General features: G+C 62.4%; 16 protein-coding genes. 10 read left to right on the forward strand and 6 right to left on the reverse strand.

Features of this window, described 5'->3' with window-relative positions; genetic code table 11:
* Positions 1-50: 50 nt before the first annotated feature.
* Positions 51-977, forward strand: a complete 927-nt coding sequence (locus tag AC3FLX_RS25755) for a LysR substrate-binding domain-containing protein (protein ID WP_488700168.1) — start codon at positions 51-53, stop codon at positions 975-977.
* A gap of 106 nt (positions 978-1,083) precedes the next feature.
* Positions 1,084-1,470 carry a VOC family protein gene (locus AC3FLX_RS25760; RefSeq protein ID WP_488700169.1) on the forward strand — a complete coding sequence of 129 codons (387 nt, stop codon included), beginning with the start codon at positions 1,084-1,086 and terminating at the stop codon, positions 1,468-1,470.
* 30 nt (positions 1,471-1,500) lie between these two features.
* On the opposite strand, the gene AC3FLX_RS25765 is transcribed toward AC3FLX_RS25760, so the two are convergent.
* Positions 1,501-1,950 (reverse strand): DUF3574 domain-containing protein, encoded by a 450-nt coding sequence (locus tag AC3FLX_RS25765; RefSeq protein ID WP_488700170.1) that lies wholly within the window; start codon positions 1,948-1,950, stop codon positions 1,501-1,503.
* 162 nt (positions 1,951-2,112) lie between these two features.
* On the opposite strand from AC3FLX_RS25765, the gene AC3FLX_RS25770 reads away from it, so the two are divergent.
* Both AC3FLX_RS25770 and AC3FLX_RS25775 read left to right on the forward strand, forming a co-directional pair.
* On the forward strand, positions 2,113-2,772 hold the full coding sequence (locus AC3FLX_RS25770) for a dihydrofolate reductase family protein (RefSeq protein WP_488700171.1): 660 nt from the start codon (positions 2,113-2,115) through the stop codon (positions 2,770-2,772).
* 165 nt (positions 2,773-2,937) lie between these two features.
* A complete protein-coding gene (locus AC3FLX_RS25775) occupies positions 2,938-3,372 on the forward strand; it encodes a PAS domain-containing protein (protein ID WP_488700172.1) in 435 nt (144 codons plus the stop codon).
* Between the two features lie 33 nt (positions 3,373-3,405).
* Here AC3FLX_RS25775 and AC3FLX_RS25780 read toward each other — a convergent pair whose 3' ends face one another.
* A complete protein-coding gene (locus AC3FLX_RS25780; protein WP_488700173.1) occupies positions 3,406-4,398 on the reverse strand; it encodes a tripartite tricarboxylate transporter substrate-binding protein in 993 nt (330 codons plus the stop codon).
* Between the two features lie 38 nt (positions 4,399-4,436).
* Positions 4,437-5,603 carry a mandelate racemase/muconate lactonizing enzyme family protein gene (locus AC3FLX_RS25785; protein WP_488700175.1) on the reverse strand — a complete coding sequence of 389 codons (1,167 nt, stop codon included), beginning with the start codon at positions 5,601-5,603 and terminating at the stop codon, positions 4,437-4,439.
* 110 nt (positions 5,604-5,713) lie between these two features.
* Here AC3FLX_RS25785 and AC3FLX_RS25790 point away from each other — a divergent pair, with 110 nt between their 5' ends.
* Both AC3FLX_RS25790 and AC3FLX_RS25795 read left to right on the forward strand, forming a co-directional pair.
* Positions 5,714-6,631: a LysR family transcriptional regulator gene (locus AC3FLX_RS25790; protein ID WP_488700176.1), complete on the forward strand. Its 918-nt coding sequence runs from the start codon at positions 5,714-5,716 to the stop codon at positions 6,629-6,631.
* A gap of 183 nt (positions 6,632-6,814) precedes the next feature.
* Positions 6,815-8,926 carry a TonB-dependent receptor gene (locus tag AC3FLX_RS25795; protein WP_488700178.1) on the forward strand — a complete coding sequence of 704 codons (2,112 nt, stop codon included), beginning with the start codon at positions 6,815-6,817 and terminating at the stop codon, positions 8,924-8,926.
* A gap of 240 nt (positions 8,927-9,166) precedes the next feature.
* Here AC3FLX_RS25795 and AC3FLX_RS25800 read toward each other — a convergent pair whose 3' ends face one another.
* Entirely contained in the window at positions 9,167-10,048 is an 882-nt protein-coding gene (locus tag AC3FLX_RS25800; protein ID WP_488700179.1) for a LysR substrate-binding domain-containing protein, read from the reverse strand.
* A 162-nt stretch (positions 10,049-10,210) separates the two neighbouring features.
* On the opposite strand from AC3FLX_RS25800, the gene argH reads away from it, so the two are divergent.
* Complete coding sequence (argH, locus tag AC3FLX_RS25805) at positions 10,211-11,749, forward strand: argininosuccinate lyase (RefSeq protein ID WP_488700180.1); 1,539 nt, start codon at positions 10,211-10,213, stop codon at positions 11,747-11,749.
* An 18-nt stretch (positions 11,750-11,767) separates the two neighbouring features.
* The gene (locus AC3FLX_RS25810) at positions 11,768-12,730 is read left to right on the forward strand and encodes a Bug family tripartite tricarboxylate transporter substrate binding protein (RefSeq protein ID WP_488700181.1); all 963 of its coding nucleotides are present in this window, start codon (positions 11,768-11,770) and stop codon (positions 12,728-12,730) included.
* Positions 12,731-12,794: 64 nt separating this feature from the next.
* Here AC3FLX_RS25810 and yddG read toward each other — a convergent pair whose 3' ends face one another.
* Complete coding sequence (gene yddG, locus AC3FLX_RS25815) at positions 12,795-13,733, reverse strand: aromatic amino acid DMT transporter YddG (RefSeq protein WP_488700190.1); 939 nt, start codon at positions 13,731-13,733, stop codon at positions 12,795-12,797.
* 162 nt (positions 13,734-13,895) lie between these two features.
* On the opposite strand from yddG, the gene AC3FLX_RS25820 reads away from it, so the two are divergent.
* Positions 13,896-14,483, forward strand: a complete 588-nt coding sequence (locus AC3FLX_RS25820; protein ID WP_488700182.1) for a hypothetical protein — start codon at positions 13,896-13,898, stop codon at positions 14,481-14,483.
* Positions 14,484-14,709: 226 nt separating this feature from the next.
* Positions 14,710-15,639: a 1-acylglycerol-3-phosphate O-acyltransferase, YihG family gene (gene yihG, locus AC3FLX_RS25825; protein WP_488700183.1), complete on the forward strand. Its 930-nt coding sequence runs from the start codon at positions 14,710-14,712 to the stop codon at positions 15,637-15,639.
* Between the two features lie 396 nt (positions 15,640-16,035).
* Here the strand turns inward: yihG and AC3FLX_RS25830 are convergent, their stop codons facing one another.
* Positions 16,036-17,256: an ISL3 family transposase gene (locus AC3FLX_RS25830; protein WP_488694692.1), complete on the reverse strand. Its 1,221-nt coding sequence runs from the start codon at positions 17,254-17,256 to the stop codon at positions 16,036-16,038.
* Positions 17,257-17,335 lie beyond the last annotated feature (79 nt).

Below are 17,335 nucleotides of genomic sequence, written 5' to 3' on the forward strand. Positions count from 1 at the left end.
AAGTCTGTCCAAGACAGAATTCGAAACACTTAAGTCCCAGCAGGTCTGAAATGTTAGATATCCGCCAACTGCACTATTTCGTGGCTGTTGCCGAGGACGAGCATGTGGGGCGCGCCGCCGAGCGGCTTCATATCTCCCAATCGCCACTTAGCCGGCAGATCGCCCAGCTTGAAGAAAAGCTCGGCCTGGTACTGTTCGAGCGCTCGCAGCAGCGCATTCGCCTAACCCGCGATGGCCGTACGTTTCTGGCCGAAACGCGCGCGCTTCTGACCCATGCCAACCGGCTGGAATCGCTCGCGCGCCGGCTGGGGCGCGGCGACGAGGGCGGCCTCTGCATCGGCTATCTCGAATACGCGATGCATTCCGGCGTGCTGCCCAATGCATTGCGGGAGTTGCGTGAAGGCCGGCCATCGGTGCATATCGCGCTCTACAACCAGCAATCGGAAGTGCAACTCGAAGGATTGCGCCAGCGCAGCCTCGACATCGCACTGGTCTGTGCGCCGCCGGCGCCGGACGACCCCGACCTGGAAGCCGCGCAAGTACTGAACGACCCGATGCTGCTGGCGCTACCCGAAAGTCATCCGCTGGCAGCGGCGACCGTCATCACGCCGGATGACCTCGCCCGGCAGAAATGGATCGGCGTCATGCATCAGGAAAGCGCGCTGCGGCACGACACGTTCATCGCCGCCTGCGCCAAGGCGGGATTTACGCCGGAGATCACGATGGAGGCCACGGAGCCGCTGGCGGCGCTGGGTCTTGTTGCGGCGGGGCTGGGCGTGACCACAATCCAGCAAAGCCTGCGGCATCAGGCGCCGCAAGGGGTCGCCTTGCACGAACTGTCGTGGTTCCAGTACCGCACGCCGTTATGGGCCGCGTGGCACAAGGTCAATCTGCGACCGTTGGTGGAGATTTTCCGGAAGACATTGCTTGAGACGAGCGGCGCGGTGTCCGCACCGGAAGCGGCGCAGGCCGGATAGCCTCTGTTTTCCATCCACGCATGGTGCTGGTCGTGATGCGGCGTCGCGGGTACGATACCGCCCGACGGCGCATCATTCTTCCACCACTTTGCGAGAGGTATCCCCGATGATCGACCATACCGGCGTGAACGTCAGCGACTACCCAAAGAGCCTGGCTTTCTATGCGGCTGCGCTTGCCCCGATCGGTATCGTCAAGATCATGGAGATACCCGCCTCGGTTACCGGGCATGCCGACGTGGCGGGTTTCGGGCCGCCGGGCAAGCCCGAATTCTGGATCAGCAGCGGCACACCTAACGTGCCGCCGGTACATATCGCGTTCCGTGTGGACAGCCGCGCCGCGGTGGATGCTTTCTTCCAGGCCGCGATGTCGGCCGGCGGCCGCGACAATGGCGGTCCTGGCCTGCGGCCGCACTATCACCCCGACTACTACGGTGCCTTTGTGCTCGACCCGGACGGCCACAACATCGAAGCCGTCTGCCATACGCCTGGCTGACACGCAGCCGCAATCGATGCGTGAACGCTATCAGGGTGACACGCAACTGCGGCTACGCACCCTGAGCACGGCCTCCTGCTGAAAACGCGTCTTGTACTCGCTGGCAATCGCCTGGGCGGCCGCTTCCGCCTGCGGTTCGGCGGGATAGACGACGGCAAGCACGTGGGACGCTTCACGCACGACCTGGCCATCCGCGCCAAGCCATTGGCCGGAGACTGGCCAGTGCGAAAAGCCCTGCGTAAAACGCGGGGTAACTGCTTCGCGTAGGAAGGTGTCCCATTCGGCGTCCGATACAGCCCCGCCACCAGGCTTGGCCGTGCCGAAGTACTGCCATTCGCTGATCGCGGCGCGTTCCCCAGCGGCGCATGGCTGGCCGGCGACCGTTGCACAGCCGGCAAGCGCGGAGGCAATCGCCAAAGGCAGAGCAATGGCGGCGACTATCCTGACGCGCGATAGCGGTATCGAGAAGCTGTCTGGCATGCGTGGAGCTTAGTCCAGCATCCGCGCTTCGCAAGTTGCGGCAGTCGCGTCCGGCACGCCGCTGGACGTCATCACGGCCGCTATCGCGCATGGGATCAGGCACTCGGGCGCGACTGCACCTACCATCTTCGTGTTCTCCTCTTTTGTCACGGAGTTGGTCCCATGAGAAAGCTGATTGCATCAACGTTCGTCTCGCTCGATGGTGTCATGCAGGCACCGGGCGGCCCGGATGAAGATCCCAGCGGCGGATTTCCGTTCGGTGGCTGGACGTTCCCCTTCTGGAGCGAAGCCATGAGCCTGGACATGAAAGGCTTCGACGGCAAGGACCGCGAACTTGTGCTCGGCCGCCGGACCTATCAGATATTCGCGGCGTATTGGCCGTACCAGCCGGATGACAACCCGATTGCAAAGACCTTCAACGCCACCCGCAAGTACGTGGCCTCGCGCACTTTGAAGGCGCTCGACTGGAGCCACTCGACGCTGTTGCAGGGCGACGTTGCCGCCGCAGTCTCGGCGCTCAAGTCGGAGGCGGGAAAAGACCTGCAGATCATCGGCAGCGGCAACCTGATCCAGGCGCTGCGCGCCGCTTCATTGATCGATGAGTACAACGTCTGGACCTTTCCCGTGGTGCTCGGCAGCGGCAAACGGTTGTTCGAAGCCGGCGCCGCGCCAGGCGCACTGCGGCTGGCCGATTCACGGACGTCCGCCAGTGGCGTGGTGATGAGCGCCTATGTGCCAACCGGCGACGTGCCGCTGGGATCGTTTGCGCAGACGGCGCCGAGCGCCAGGGAAATCGAGAGACGGGCGAATTGGGAACGCTAAAGCGGGCTAGCGGATCTAGCAAATGCCGCACCGCAGCGCGAGTTTTATGGGGACTGGACAGGACAGCCGGCGCCCGGTTGGGGAATAATCACAGGGTCCCAAGCCAGACCCGCGCAACATACTGAGTCACCCAAACCCACGCGGCACCACGAGTCCACCACAGCCATGACAACGCCAGCACTCCCCACAGAAACCATCGATCCCAGTGCCCTGATCCTTGAGCAGCTTGCCGACGCGATGATCTTCGCCGATGCCGAAGGCCGCATCGCAGGCTGGAACGCGGCGGCATCGCAGTTGTTCGGTTACGTTGCCGCCGAAACGATGGGGCAAAGCCTTGACATCATCATCCCCGAGCGCCTGCGCGCCGCGCACTGGCGCGGCTACGACGCGGCCATCGCGTCAGGCAAGACACGCCTGTCGGGCAAGCCGACGCTGACGAAGGCCGTCCACAAGGATGGCAGCAAGCTCTATGTGGAGATGACGTTCGCGCTGGTGCTCGATGGCGAAGGCAAGTCCATCGGCTCGGTGGCGATAGCGCGCGATGCCACCGAGCGCGTGGAGCGTGAACGCAGTGCTCGCGCGCAGCCGGACAGCCTGTAGGCCCGACCCAATCCGGCTGCAAGCGTTACGGCGTCATTCCGGCTGGATGCCGGCGTCCTTGATGACCTTGGCCCACCGGTTCATTTCGCCGTCAAAGAACTTCTTGTGGCCGGCGGGCGACAGACGATCATCGGCCACAACGGTGATGCCGAGCGCTTCTTCGCGCTTGACCAGTGACGGGTCTTTCAGCGCTGCGCGCAGGGCCTTGTTGATCTTGTCGAGCACGGCGGGCGGGGTGCCGTGCGGTGCGTACAGTCCGTGCCAGACGGTAAAGTTGAAGCCCTGCATGCCAGCTTCATCGAGGGTCGGCACGCTTGCCAGCCCCGCCACCGTCGCGCGCTGGGCGCTCGTCACTCCGTAGGCCTTCACCTTCTTTGCCTCGATCTGCGGCGTGCTGTTGGTCGCCTGCTCGCACATCAGGTCGACCTGCCCGCCCATGATGTCCGACATCGCAGGCGCCGTTCCCTTGTACGGCACGAAGGTCATATCGCTCTTCAGCGTGCTTTGAAGCAGCAGGCTGCAGAGATGCGATGCAGATCCAACGCCTGCATTCGCCAGGTTCAGCTTGCCGCCACTCGATGCGATGAACTTGCGCAGTTCGGCGAGGTTATTGGGCGGCAGGTCCGGTTTGCCGATCAGCGTGGACGGCGCCTCGTTGATCAACCCGAGGAATTCCAGATCGGACGTCTTGTAGCCCAGCTTCCTGTACAGCGCGGGCGCCGTGGCCAGGCCGATATGGTGAACCAGCAGCGTGTAGCCATCCGGGTTGGCGCGCGCGACACGTGCCGTGCCGATGGTGCCGCCGGCACCGGCGGTGTTTTCCACGACCACCGTCGTGCCAAGCGTCTTGCGCAGCGACTCGGCAACGTCGCGCGCAATCTTGTCGCTTGGCCCGCCGGCAACGAACGGGACAACCAGCGTGACAGGCTTTTCCGGATATTCAGCGCGGGCAAGGCCCGGTGACAGGAAGAAGCCGCTGACAAGGCATAGGGTTGCGGCACGGGCGGCCGCCTGCTTGATCCACATGGTTGTCTCCGTTTGTGTTTTTTGGGATGTGCTGCGCTTTATGCGGACAGTTGCTGCATCACGCTATAAAGGTCCGACTTGCCCTCGAAGCCGATACCGGGCAGATCCGGCATCGTGAGGTAGCCCTTCTCGACCTTGACGCCATCGGGGAATCCGCCGAACGGCTGGAACAGGTCGGGATAGCTTTCGTTACCGCCCAGGCCCAGGCCGGCGGCGATGTTCAGGGACATCTGGTGGCCGCCGTGCGGAATGCAGCGGCTGGCAGACCAGCCGTGCTGCTTGAGCATATCGAGCGTGCGCAGGTATTCGACCAGGCCATAGCTCAGCGCGCAGTCGAACTGCAGCCAGTCACGGTCCGGACGCATGCCGCCATAGCGGATCAGGTTCCGGGCATCCTGCATCGAGAACAGATCCTCGCCGGTGGCCATCGGCTTGTCGTAGTAGTTGCGCAGCGTGGCCTGCAGCTCGAAGTCCAGCGGGTCACCCGGCTCCTCGTACCAGAACAGGTCGTATTGGGACAGCGCCTTCGCATACTGGATGGCCGTATCGAGGTCGAAGCGGCCATTGGCATCGACGGCGAGCTTCTGGCCGTCCTGCAGTACGCTGAGAATGGAATCGATGCGGCGCAGATCCTCGTCAAGCGATGCGCCGCCGATCTTCTTCTTGACCACCGTGTAGCCCCGGTCGATGTAGCTGCGCATCTCGTCCTTGAGCTTGCCGTGGTCCTGGCCCGGGTAGTAGTAACCGCCAGCGGCATACACAAACACTTTGCGGTCCGGCTGGCCATTGCCATAGCGGTCCGCCAGCAACTGGAACAGCGGCTTGCCCTCGATCTTTGCCACGGCGTCCCAGATGGCCATGTCGATGGTGCCGATGGCCACCGAACGCTCGCCGTGGCCGCCCGGCTTCTCGTTCTTGAACATGGTGTCCCAGATCTTGTGCGGATCGAGGTTGTCGCCCGTGGCATCCACCAGCGATGCGGGGTCGGCTTCCATGATGCGAGGAATGAATCGCTCGCGCATCAGCGTGCCCTGACCGTAGCGGCCATTGGAATTGAAGCCATAGCCGACGACCGGCTTGCCGTCGCGGATCACGTCGGTGATCACGGCAACCAGGCTGAGGGTCATCTTGCTGAAGTCGATGTAGGCGTTGCGGATGGGCGAGCTGATGGGCAACGTCTTCTCGCGGATTTCTACGATTCTCACAAAGGTCTCCTGATACTCGGCACGCTGGGGCGCGTGGCGTGGGAATCGGTAGCTTAGGCGCCGGACGATGCACTAGAATTCACTGACTTTCACAACATTATTTACTTGCGGTGAAAACCGATCTGGCGTCCGAACTGGAGTTTTTCGTGCTTATCGCCCGGCGCGGCAGCCTGTCGGCCGCGGCGCGCGAATTGAATCTGACGCCGCCCGCCGCCACCAAGCGCCTGGCGTTGATGGAAGCACGGCTCGGGGTCCGGCTCGTGAATCGCACGACCCGCAGCATCAGTCTGACCAGTGAGGGCCAGACCTACCTCGCTTATGCGACGCGGATTCTGGCCGATCTGAGAGAGATGGAGAACGTGGTCTCCAGCAGCGGCGCCGAGCGGCGCGGCCTGCTGCGGATCAACGCCACGCTGGGCTTTGGGCGTACCACCATCGCGCCGATGGTGTCTGAATTCGCCAAGCGCCACCCGCAAGTGGAAGTGCAACTGGAGGTCACGGACCGGCCCGTCGATCTGGTCGACAGCGGTATCGATCTGGCCATCCGGTTTGGCACCCTCCCCGATCGCCGGCTGTCCGCGCGGCGGATCATGTCGAATCGCCGCTTCCTTTGCGCGTCGCCGGGTTACCTGCGGAAATTCGGGACACCGACATCGCTTGCCGATCTGGCGCTTCATCGCTGCATCATTCACCGCCAGAACGATGAAGCCTATGCGGTCTGGCGCTTCGAGCACGACGGCCACCACGAGAGCATCAAGGTGGACGGTGCGCTGTCCAGCAACGACGGCGACATCGTGCTGAGCTGGGCCCTGGACGGGCACGGCATCCTGATCCGTTCCGAGTGGGATCTGGCCAAGTACCTGGAAAGCGGCCGTCTGCGCGTCGTGCTGCCCGAGTTTCATCTGCCTTCGGCGGATCTGTTCGTCTACTACGCCCAGCGCCATAACCAGACCGCGCGTGCGCGTGCCTTTATCGACTTCCTGATCGAGAAATTTCAGGCGCCAGCACAAGCGAAGACGCAAGCCTGAAAGATCACTTTACGGATTTCCCTCCGCCGTAGCTGCCCTATTCGTCACCGCAATTCCCGCGTGCGGACAATACGCCTCAATAGTCAGTATCTGAAAAACCACATTGACCTAAGGCATAGGTGCAAATGATAATCGCTCCCATTCCAATAATTACAGTGCGTTACAGAAGGTACAAAGAGGGAAATGAGCCGTTATCTGCACACGAAATATATTGTTCGAACCCTGGCAGCATGCCCTGCACTGCTGGTCAGCCTGGTCCACGGACAAACCGCAACGCCCGAACCGCAATCGCTGCCACCCGTCACCGTCAAGGCCGACGTCAGCAAGGAACTTGGCGCGGGCTATAACCCGCCCAACGCGATCAGCGCCACCAAGACCGACGCACCGCTGCGCGACGTTCCGCAAACCGTGAACGTGGTGACCGCCGAGGTCATGCAAGACCAGCACGCCACGTCGATGCAGGACGCGCTGAAGAACGTGCCGGGCGTGAGTTTTTCCACCGGCGACGGACAGCGCGATCAGGTATCGATTCGTGGCTTCACCGCGATTGCCGACCAGTTCGTCGACGGCATTCGTGACGATGCGCTTTACTTCCGCGATCTGTCCAACGTCGACCGCGTGGAAGTCGTCAAGGGACCGGCCGCAGTGCTGTATGGCCGTGGTTCGTCGGGCGGTCTGATCAATCGCGTGACCAAGAAGCCGGGCATCGACGTCACCGACTTTGCGCTGAGCTACGGCATGTGGGCCGACCGCCGCGTCGAAGGCGACGTGGGCCGCGTGTTCGCCGATGGCGCCGCAGCCTTCCGCATCACCGCCGCCCATGAGGAAGCGAACAGCTACCGATCGCAGCAGTTCCTGAACCGCACCGCGGTGGCGCCGTCGCTGGAACTTCGCATCGCGCCGCAGACCACGGTTCTGTTGCAGGCCGACTACCTGGAAGACCGGCGCGTCACCGACTTTGGCATTCCCGCGTACAAGGGCCGGCCGGTTGCCGTCGATCCGTCCACGTACTACGGCGCCGCCAATGCGCGTGACGCCGACTACAGCCAGAGCCGCGTGTATTCGGGCACGGCCACGGTCAATCACCGCTTCAACGAGAACTGGTCGATCCGCAATGCGACGCGCTACTACCACTACTCGCTGGATCGGAATAACACGCTGCCGGGCACCGTCAACGAATCGGCGCTGACCGTCAGCCTGAACCGTTCGAACGTCTATCGTGAGGAACACGGCTGGTTCAATCAGACCGATCTGACGCAGAAGGCCGAGATCTTCGGCATGAAGCATGAACTGCTGTATGGCGTGGAAGTGGGCCAGCAGAACAAGGATCTGGTGAACTATTCGCGTAACAACATCGCGACGGTCGACCTGTTCAATCCCGTTCTGCCCACGCTGCCGCGCTTGCTGGGCGGCAATCCGGGAACGAGCAACCTCGGCATCTTCAAGACGCTCGGGATCTATACGCAGGACATGATCCAGCTCAGCGAACAGTGGAAGGCGCTGGTTGGCGTGCGCTACGACCGCTTCGAACAGGAGACGATCCAGCGCGTGGCCGGACAGCAGAACCTGTCGCGCACGGACAATAACTGGAGCCCTCGCGCCGGTCTGGTGTGGCAGCCGTCGAAGCAGCAGTCGTACTACGTTTCCTGGAGCCGCTCGTTCCAGCCGTCCGGCGAAGCGTTCTCGCTGGCCGCGAACAACGCTCAACTGGCACCGGAAACCACGCGCAACACCGAAGTCGGCGCCAAGTATGACTGGCACGATGGAAAGGCCACCACGACCGTCTCGCTGTTCCGCATCGAACGTACCAACATCAAGGTTGCCAACGCCACGAACACGGCGCTGATCCCGATCGGCGAACAACGCACCGACGGTCTGGAACTGAGCGGCGCGGCCGAACTCGGCGGCGGCTGGCGCATGCTGGCCGGCTATGCCTACCTGGATGCCGAGATCACCAAGTCGACCCCGGCACTGCAGGGCAAGCAGGCCACGCTGACGCCGCGCCATTCCGGCAACTTCTGGATCACGAAAGACCTGGGCCACGGCTTTGGTCTGGGCGGTGGCCTGAACCTGGTGGGCGCACGACAGGCCGATCCGGCCAACACCGTGACGCTGCCCGGCTACGTCACGGCCGACATGGTGGCCTGGTACCGCCGCGGCAAATTCGAAGCGCAGCTCAACGTGTACAACCTGTTCAATCAGGGCTACATCGTTTCAGGTCACGGATCGAGCCCGAACCTGAACATGCCGGGCGCCCCGCGTAGTGTGATGGGGACGGTGCGGTATCGGATGTAAGTGCGCGAGGTGTAAGCCTGGTGATGCGGCTGACAGTGCGGAGGCATTGTCGGCCGTTTTGGTTTTGGAGCGGGGAATCGATCGGTTTTCTGGACGCTGACCTATACAAAATCGGGGCGTGCAATGCCTGGCATGTTCTCGCATGCCCACCGCGCCGATCACCGCACCGCGGAGGTTCCAGCCTGATCCTTCAGCGGGCGGAACTCGACAAGAGTCAAATCTTCCGGCCCAGCATACCGGTCAATGAAATGCGTCGAACGCCTGCCGTATGCATTGCGCGATGCGGCTGGCCAGGAAGTTCAGCGGGAAATGGTCCGAGGTCACCGCGAAGCTTCGGAACATGACCTCTTGCGAGAACGGGATTTCGCGCACATCGGCCAGATTCAGCGCGCGACTGACGATCGGGCTGACGATGGACACGCCAAGCCCCTTGCCGACCATTTTGCAGATCGTGGTGGCGTAAGGCGTCTCGATGGCGAGCACGCGGCTGCCCGTCGGGAAGTGGCTGTCGATCTCGTTCCGGTTCGCGCTTTCCGTCGGCAGGGAGATGAAATGCTCGCCTTCGAAATCGGCCGGCTCCAGAACGGTTCGGTTTGCCAGGCGGTGAGAACCGGGCACGATGCACACGCCGCGTGCGACGTTGATTTCCTCGTAGTGCAGGCTCGCCAAATCTGTCGGCACGGAGCAGAAGCCAATATCGCAAAAGCCGGTCGCGGTCCATTTTGCGACAACGTCGGAGCGGCCGGTGTTGAGCAACACGGGAATATCGGGAAAATGTTTCCTGAAAATCGCCAGCGCGTCCGGCAAAACGCTTTCCGCGATGGAACCGACGGCACCGATGCGCAGTAATCCCGTACCTCGGCGCCGAATGGAGTTCGCGCTTTCGCCGAGAGATTCAAGCCCCATGAACGCCCGTTCGACGTCCGCATAGAACGCCTCGGCCTCGGCTGTCGGCAGCAACTTGGTCCCTACGCGCTGGAATAGCTGGAAACCCACCTTGCGCTCGAGCATCCCGATCCATCGGCTGATATTGGGCTGGGAGGTATGCAGCAGGCCGGCCGCGGTCGTCATGGAGCGCGACATCATCACGGCCCGAAACGCCTCAATCTCCTTGAAATTCATCGAACGCCTCCAGTAAGACGAGGATTGTGGCACGCATGGCGGGTACGCCGCATCTCAACTCGTCCCATATCGGAATTGTATAGGATGCTATGAGACGCTGATTTGACGTATGGGTTGGCGAAAACCAAACTCGGTGCAGGTCTTATACAAATGAGTTTGAACATGGAATCGAAAGTCAGCCGCCGCCTGAAACAGCCTCCCGCGCCGGAGGTTATCCAATATATTTTCCAGCCCCGCACCACGCGAGAATTCTTCAACAAGAATTTCGACGTCCTGACGCAAATTAATCTGGCCCATCTGGTTATGCTGGATCAGCAGGATATTCTCGACGAAAGCACCACGTCGACGCTGGCAAACGCCCTTCTTGAAATCCAGCGGCACGGCCCGGACGCCGTGGAACTCGATCCGGCACGAGAAGACGCCTATTTCAACTACGAAGCGCATCTGATCCGGCAGGTCGGACAGAATGTTGGCGGCCGCCTGCATACGGCCCGCAGCCGTAACGATATTGGCGCGACCAACGACCGGATTCGGGCCCGTGGCTACGTGGCGCGGATTTGCGCAGCGCTCGTGGCGCTATGCGATGGCGCGCTCGACCAGGCCGATACCTACGCCGACCATGTCATGCCCGGCTATACCCACATGCAGGCCGCCCAGCCCATCACCTACGGCTACTACTTCTCGGCGTTGGTCGATGCCTGGTCCCGCGACATCGACCGCCTGCTGCATGTTCTGGAAACGCTCGACGGCTGTCCGATGGGCGCATGCGCACTGGCGGGGACGTCATTTCCGATCGATCGCACACTGACCAGCAATCTGCTGGGCTTCAGCCGGCCGCTTGGCAACGCGCTGGATAGCGTGGCGTCGCGTGACTTCGCGCTGGAGCTTAGCGCGGCGCTCTCGATCATGATGATCACTTGCAGCCGGATGGTGCAGGACTTCTATATCTGGTCGACACCCGAGTTCGGTTTCCTGTCGTTTCCGGACAGCATTGCCGGTACGTCGAGCATCATGCCGCAGAAGAAAAACCCGGTCGTGCTCGAATACCTGCGCGGCAAGACCGCGCATCTGATCGGGCTGACGTCTGCCGCACTGACGACCGTGAAATCCTCGCACTTCACGCATTCGGGCGACAGCAGCCGTGAAAGCACCCGTACGTGCTGGGAAAGCTGCGAAGAGGCGCTGAAATGCCTGGAACTGATGGCACTGCTCGTGCGCGACGTGCAACCGGAGCGTGAGCGCATGGCATCGCGCGCGGCGAACGACTTCTCCGCGGTGACCGATCTGGCCGACCTGCTCGTGCGCAAAGCCGATCTGTCGTTCCGCGATGCGCATCACATCATTGGCGCCGTCGTCCGCCGCGCGCTTGACGAAGGGCTGCCGGCCATCGCGATCACGACGGCGATGATCGACGATGCAACGCAGCAGCAGGTTGGGCGCCGGGCCGCGCTTGCCGCCGAGGACGTTGCAAAATGCCTCGATCCGATCTGCAATGTCAATGGACGTCAGTCGTACGGCGCGCCAGCCCCGCAATGCGTGCGCGAGCGGATCGACGCACAGCGCTCCGCACTCAACGTGCGCGCCGAGGCGCTGGATGCCACCGACAAGCGCATTCATGACGCCGCCATGTTGCTGGAACAACGCAGCCGGGCCATCGCCGCATCGGGACACGCGCAGCAAGCTCTGGCACAGGCCAGCTGACGACTGAAGGAGACGATCATGTTCAAGTTCACCGCTGTGCTCGTCGCGGCGATGGCGTGCTGCACCCCCGTCGGCGCGCAAGGCTATCCCGACAAGCCCGTATCGCTGGTCGTGCCATTCGCACCTGGCGGCACCGTCAATCTCACGGCGCGGCTGCTGGCCACGCACATGTCCCAGATGCTCGGGCAACCGGTGGTTGTCGACAACAAGCCCGGCGCGGGCGGCGCCATCGGTGCGGGATTCGTGGCCAAGGCACGTGCCGATGGCTACACGCTGCTGTACGCGACGATGGGCAGTCAGGTCATCCAGCCGCTGGTGTCGCGGAATCTGCCGTTCTCGCCGTCGAAGGACTTCACACCGATCGCGCTGTTTGCCACGGTGCCGAATGTGCTGGCCGTCTCCGCGAATGCACCCGCGAAGAACGTCGCGGAGCTGATCCAGTACGCCCGCGCGAACCCGGGCAAGCTCAATATGGGGTCGGCGGGCCAGGGGTCCGTCAATCACATGATCGGAGAGCTGTTCATGCTGCGTACCGGCGTCAAGTTCACCCATGTTCCCTACAAGGGCGCCGGGCCGGCAACGACCGATCTGCTGGCTGGCCAGATTCAGATTCTGTTTGCCAACCTGCCTGGGCTGCAGCCGTATGTGAAGTCCGGGAAAGTAAGGTTGCTCGGCGTGGCCAGCCGGCAAAGGAATCCGGCGATCCCTGACGTGCCAACGTTCGCCGAGCTTGGCATCAAGGACGCGGAAACGGAGTCGTGGTCAGCGCTGATGGCCCCAGCCGGCACCAGCCCTGAAATCGTCAGGAAGCTGCAGGACACGGTAAAGGCAATCGCCACGGACCCGGCGATGGTCAGGCAGCTGACCACGCAGGGGGCGCAGCCGTTCTATGGCAACGCGCAAAACCTCGACAAAGTGATCGGCGACGACACCAGACGCTGGGCCGAGGTCGTCAAGCACGCCAATATCCAGCTGGAATAAGGCTGTAGCGCGCCTATGCCTGCGCCGGCCATTCGTGCTCAAGCCGCTGGCCGGCAGTCGATCTTCATGGGGCGTGCTTTTGATTTTCACCGGCGTCCGCCGAGGCCGATACCGTTTTGCCCCGACCGCGGGTAGCCAGCCAGCAAAGGATGGAACCCGCGCACACCAGCGCCGCCCCTTTCCAGAATGCGAACGACAGTGGCGCATTCAGCAGCGCGGCGGCCAGCGCGGCCGATAGCACGGGAATGAAATACGAGGCGCCGGCCAGCACGGTCACGTTGCCCCGCAGGATGCCGACATTCCACGCCGCATAGCCGAACCCCATCGCGCACGCGGCCAACGCCAGATAGGTCATGCCGGTCAGGCTGATTGCCATCGTCTCGCCGCCCGTGAACAGATATTTTCCCCAGAGCGCGAGCGCCGTCAGGATGAAGAACAGCGTGACGCCGTTTTTTCCCTGGGCAATCCGCGCCGTCACCGTGCAATAGCCTGCCCAGATCACGGCGCCCGCAAATGCCAGGCCGTAGCTCAGAGGGTTGTCCCGCACGTTGAGAAGCATGCCAGCCGGGTCCAGCCCCTGGTCGCCGCCCAGTACCGAGGCAATCCCCAGAATCGCAATCAGAAAACCGGGCACGACCAGCCAGTTGGCCCGCTGCCCGTTGAACAGGATGGCGGCGAGCATCGTGAAGCTCGGCCAGAGGTAGTTGACCATGCCCACTTCGATGGCTTGCCTGGCGCTGTTTGAATAGCCGATCGACAGTGACAGGCACAGCTCGTATGACACGAACAGCAGGCTGCCCCAGATCAGGTATGACCTCGGCTGTGCCTTCAGCCGCACGGGGCCGACCGAAAACCAAAGCAGCACGGACGCGATGCTGTACATCAGCGCCGCCCCGCCCGTGGCGCCAAAGCTCTCGCTGACGCCACGGATCAGGCCCACGATCGAACTCCAGAGTACGACCGCGACCAGCCCGATCATCGTTGCCTGCTGCCTGCCTTGCATCACTGCCATTGGGTGAACCATCATGCTGAATCGAAGAAGACCGGCATTTTACTTGGGCGTGGCCCAGTGCAGCGATTGTGGCGCCGCGATCCCGCTATACTGTCGCGCCCACGGAACCTGGCGTCGCATCGACGTCACGGACGTATTGGCGCTAGGAACCAGATGCACCGCTTCAGAAACCTCTACGCAGCCTTGACCGCGGGCGCGGCCATTCTTGCGTTGACCGCGTGCTCCGGTGAAGAACGCGCATCCGCTGCCCAGCCCCAGCCGCAACCCGCGCGCAGCGAGCTGGAAATCTCTGCTGGTCTGGCTCCGCAACTGGACGAAGCCATCCTTCGGAACATGGTGGAGTTTTGCGTCGAGCACGCGCCCGGTACCCGTCTTGCGGTAGAGGCGTCCTGGAAGCAGTGGCAGGAACGAAATGCCGCCCACCTGACTGTTGCCAGGTACTACCGCGATCGACTGGAAGCCGCAGCGGCAACCGGCGCCAGCGAAGACGAGCGCCGCGCCAACCAGGAATTGCTCACCCAGCATGCGACGCTGATCGAGAGTTTCACCAATCAGCAGCTGGATTTGATGCATGTGGCGTTGGAGCACGACGAGCCCAAGGTCGTCGCACAGCTCTGCGTCGAGCATTTCGCCAAGGTCTCCGCCGGTGAATGGGATGTCCGCCAGCGAGATCCCGAGATTGCCGCGTTGCTGGACGCGGGCATCCCGAAGCCGCCAGCGGAACCGGCGCCACAGAAGTAGGGACGGACGCACACGTCCTACTCCGACTACCGGTGACAAGTGAGTCGACTTTTCGCCAAATTGATCCAGAACAAAAGGGCACGCTAGCCGCTCTTGCACACTGGCGGGCATGAATGCGACCCCCCCTTCCTCACAGCCCGCTCGCGTAGGCCCTCTGCCCGCGCCCGCCTTGCCCCGCAACACCGATACCGCCAGCCACCGGCCATCCGTCGCAAGACATCGACGGATGGGCGGGCTAATCGGACTGATTAGTGCCGCCTTGCTGGCCATCAATACGGTGCTCTGCTTCGTACCGATCGTTCTGCTCGCGTTGATCAAACTGGCGATGCCGATGCGGGCCGTACGCCGGCGCATCGATCCGGTTCTCAACGGTATTGCCACCTACTGGATATCGTGCAACACGCGCTGGATTTCGCTGCTGCAGCCAGGAATCTGGGATATCCAGGGAAATTCCGGCCTGAAGCGCGACGACTGGTATCTGGTGAACTGTAATCACCAGACCTGGGTGGACATCTTCGTACTCCAGGGTGCGCTGAACAAGCGCATTCCGCTGCTGAAGTTCTTCCTGAAGCAGCAGTTGCTCTATGTGCCGGTCATCGGCCTGGCCTGGTGGGCGCTGGATTTCCCATTCATGAAGCGCTATAGCAAGGCGCAACTGCGCCGCAAGCCGAAACGCGGCCGTCAGGATCAGGACACCGCCCGGCGTGCCTGCGAGAAATTCAAACTCGTGCCGACGAGCGTGATGGTGTTTGCGGAAGGCACGCGCTTTTCAGAGGCCAAGCGCGTCACGCAATCGTCGCCGTACCGCCACCTGCTCAAGCCACGAGCCGGTGCGCTGGCCACGACTCTGAATGCGATGGGCGCGCAATTCGGCTCGCTGGTCGATGCAACGATCGTCTATCCCGATGGCGTGCCTAGTTTCTGGGACCTGGCCCGTGGCCGTGCTGGCCGAATCGTCGTGAGAATTCGCCAGATCCCGATCCCGGAGAGCTTCTGCACCGGCGACTACAGCGGTGACTCGGCATTCCGCTCGGAATTTCATCATTGGCTCGCCCAGCAGTGGGAAGAAAAGGACCAGGAGATCGAGAGCCTTACGCATGGCGGTGAAGCAAACCTGCATCGATCCAACGCTCCACACAGCGCAGCCCAGGCATAGCGCCCCGCCAGAATCTTCCTTTGAAAAACAGCGCCGTGGCCACCGCCACGGCGTTTTCATTGGGGCCGCACGCAGGCAACAGCCGGGCCATGAATGCATCAAGGCTCCGAAAATTCGGATCACATTTCAGAGTATTCCGATTCTCGAATAGGAATTGTCTTCTTACACTGCCTTCGCCCGTGCAATGCGGGTGAGTCACAGAGTCCGGGGTCGACCCCTCCCCTGTACTCATGCTTCGATGCCACGCGGGTTCCCCTCCGTGTGGCATCCTTTTTCTCCGCCCCTCCAGACCAGCCGCACCTTTCATACGCCATCGCTGCGGCGCTCAATGCAAGCGACACTCAGCATTTCCATCTTTTGAAGTAGCGCCGGAGATCAACCGGGGATTTAAATGGTTCAACGAGGAATTCCGGGGAAGGCAGCCTTGATCTTCAGGAAGAAGTATTCCTCGTCGCGGTAGCCGTAGGCCCTACGCTTGATGACCTTGATGGTGTTGTTGATGCCCTCTACGACGCTCGTGTTCAGCGGGTGCCGGCATCGGGCGATGATGCCGTGCCAATAGGCTTTCAGGCGCTGGGCGAACAGTTCGAGAGCCGGAATCCGGCTCTGGCTTGCCTGTTCACACCAATGCTCCCACGCCTTTTGCGCCCATCCCGGGCGGCGGTAGAACCACAGCCGCTTGAGCTCGTCTCTCAGGATGTAGACCGTCAGCAACGGCTGATTGGCCTGCAGCACCTCGTTCAGATGCACGGCTTGAGGGTCGCTCAGGTTCTCCTTGTTGCGCAGCAGTAGCCAGCGCGTGGACTTGAGTACCCGTCTGGCCGGACGGTCGTGCCGCAGGCGGTTGGCCTGATCTACACGGACCCGGTCGATCACCTCGCGCCCGTACTTGGCCACGACGTGGAAGAGGTCGAAGACCACCTCAGCCTGCGGGCAATGCTCGCGGATCTCCAGTTCATAGGCGGTCGTCATGTCGATGGCAACGGCCTCGATGCGCTCTGCCGCGCCTGCCGGGAGTTGCGCAAAGAAGGCGCGCGCCGTCTCGCGCGAGCGGCCCTGACCGATCCAGAGCACTTGCCGCCCAATCGGATCGACCACCACCGTCGCATAGCGATGGCCCTTGTGCAGCGCGAATTCGTCCATGGCCAGGTAGCGGATGCTGGACCAGTCCGGCTCGACGACTGCCTCGCGCAGGCGCGCCTTGTCGATCGTCTTGACGGTATGCCAGCCCAGGTCATAGAAAGCCGCCACGGCCTGCACCGTGCAGTGACGCAGCAACTGCCCGCAGGCCTGCGCCAGCCTGGCTGTGACACGCTGGTAGCGCCCAAGCCATTCGAGCCGCTCGAGTCGCGGCCCCCCGCATTGATCGCACCAGACGCGCCTGCGGGGGACATGCAGCACCACCCGGTACTCGAACAGCGGAAGATCGCGCACGCGCCGCACCACCGTTTCATGGACCTGCCGGCACTTCGATCCGCATTCCTCGCAGTACATGACCTTGCTGACTGGCTTCAAGTACAGCGCCAGCGTACGGCTCTCCCCTTCAGGCCATACCACCCGATCCAGCCTGTAGCCATCCCAGCAGCCCAAGGCCTGCAGCGTCTTCCGATCCAGCATCCCGTTCCTCAACAGCCGTCTTAACGGCCATTAGGATACGGAATGTGGCAATTCAGTCCCCGGAATTCTCCGAAGAACC

This window comes from Cupriavidus sp. 291-E7 (genome assembly GCF_057798835.1).

Coding starts and splice junctions, on each gene's coding strand:
- AC3FLX_RS25755 (WP_488700168.1), top strand. CDS start 51: ATGTTAGATATCCGCCAACTGCACTATTTCGTGGCTGTTGCCGAGGAC.
- AC3FLX_RS25760 (WP_488700169.1), top strand. CDS start 1,084: ATGATCGACCATACCGGCGTGAACGTCAGCGACTACCCAAAGAGCCTG.
- AC3FLX_RS25765 (WP_488700170.1), bottom strand. CDS start 1,950: ATGCCAGACAGCTTCTCGATACCGCTATCGCGCGTCAGGATAGTCGCC.
- AC3FLX_RS25770 (WP_488700171.1), top strand. CDS start 2,113: ATGAGAAAGCTGATTGCATCAACGTTCGTCTCGCTCGATGGTGTCATG.
- AC3FLX_RS25775 (WP_488700172.1), top strand. CDS start 2,938: ATGACAACGCCAGCACTCCCCACAGAAACCATCGATCCCAGTGCCCTG.
- AC3FLX_RS25780 (WP_488700173.1), bottom strand. CDS start 4,398: ATGTGGATCAAGCAGGCGGCCGCCCGTGCCGCAACCCTATGCCTTGTC.
- AC3FLX_RS25795 (WP_488700178.1), top strand. CDS start 6,815: ATGAGCCGTTATCTGCACACGAAATATATTGTTCGAACCCTGGCAGCA.
- AC3FLX_RS25800 (WP_488700179.1), bottom strand. CDS start 10,048: ATGAATTTCAAGGAGATTGAGGCGTTTCGGGCCGTGATGATGTCGCGC.
- argH (WP_488700180.1), top strand. CDS start 10,211: ATGGAATCGAAAGTCAGCCGCCGCCTGAAACAGCCTCCCGCGCCGGAG.
- AC3FLX_RS25810 (WP_488700181.1), top strand. CDS start 11,768: ATGTTCAAGTTCACCGCTGTGCTCGTCGCGGCGATGGCGTGCTGCACC.
- yddG (WP_488700190.1), bottom strand. CDS start 13,733: ATGCAAGGCAGGCAGCAGGCAACGATGATCGGGCTGGTCGCGGTCGTA.
- AC3FLX_RS25820 (WP_488700182.1), top strand. CDS start 13,896: ATGCACCGCTTCAGAAACCTCTACGCAGCCTTGACCGCGGGCGCGGCC.
- yihG (WP_488700183.1), top strand. CDS start 14,710: ATGGGCGGGCTAATCGGACTGATTAGTGCCGCCTTGCTGGCCATCAAT.
- AC3FLX_RS25830 (WP_488694692.1), bottom strand. CDS start 17,256: ATGCTGGATCGGAAGACGCTGCAGGCCTTGGGCTGCTGGGATGGCTAC.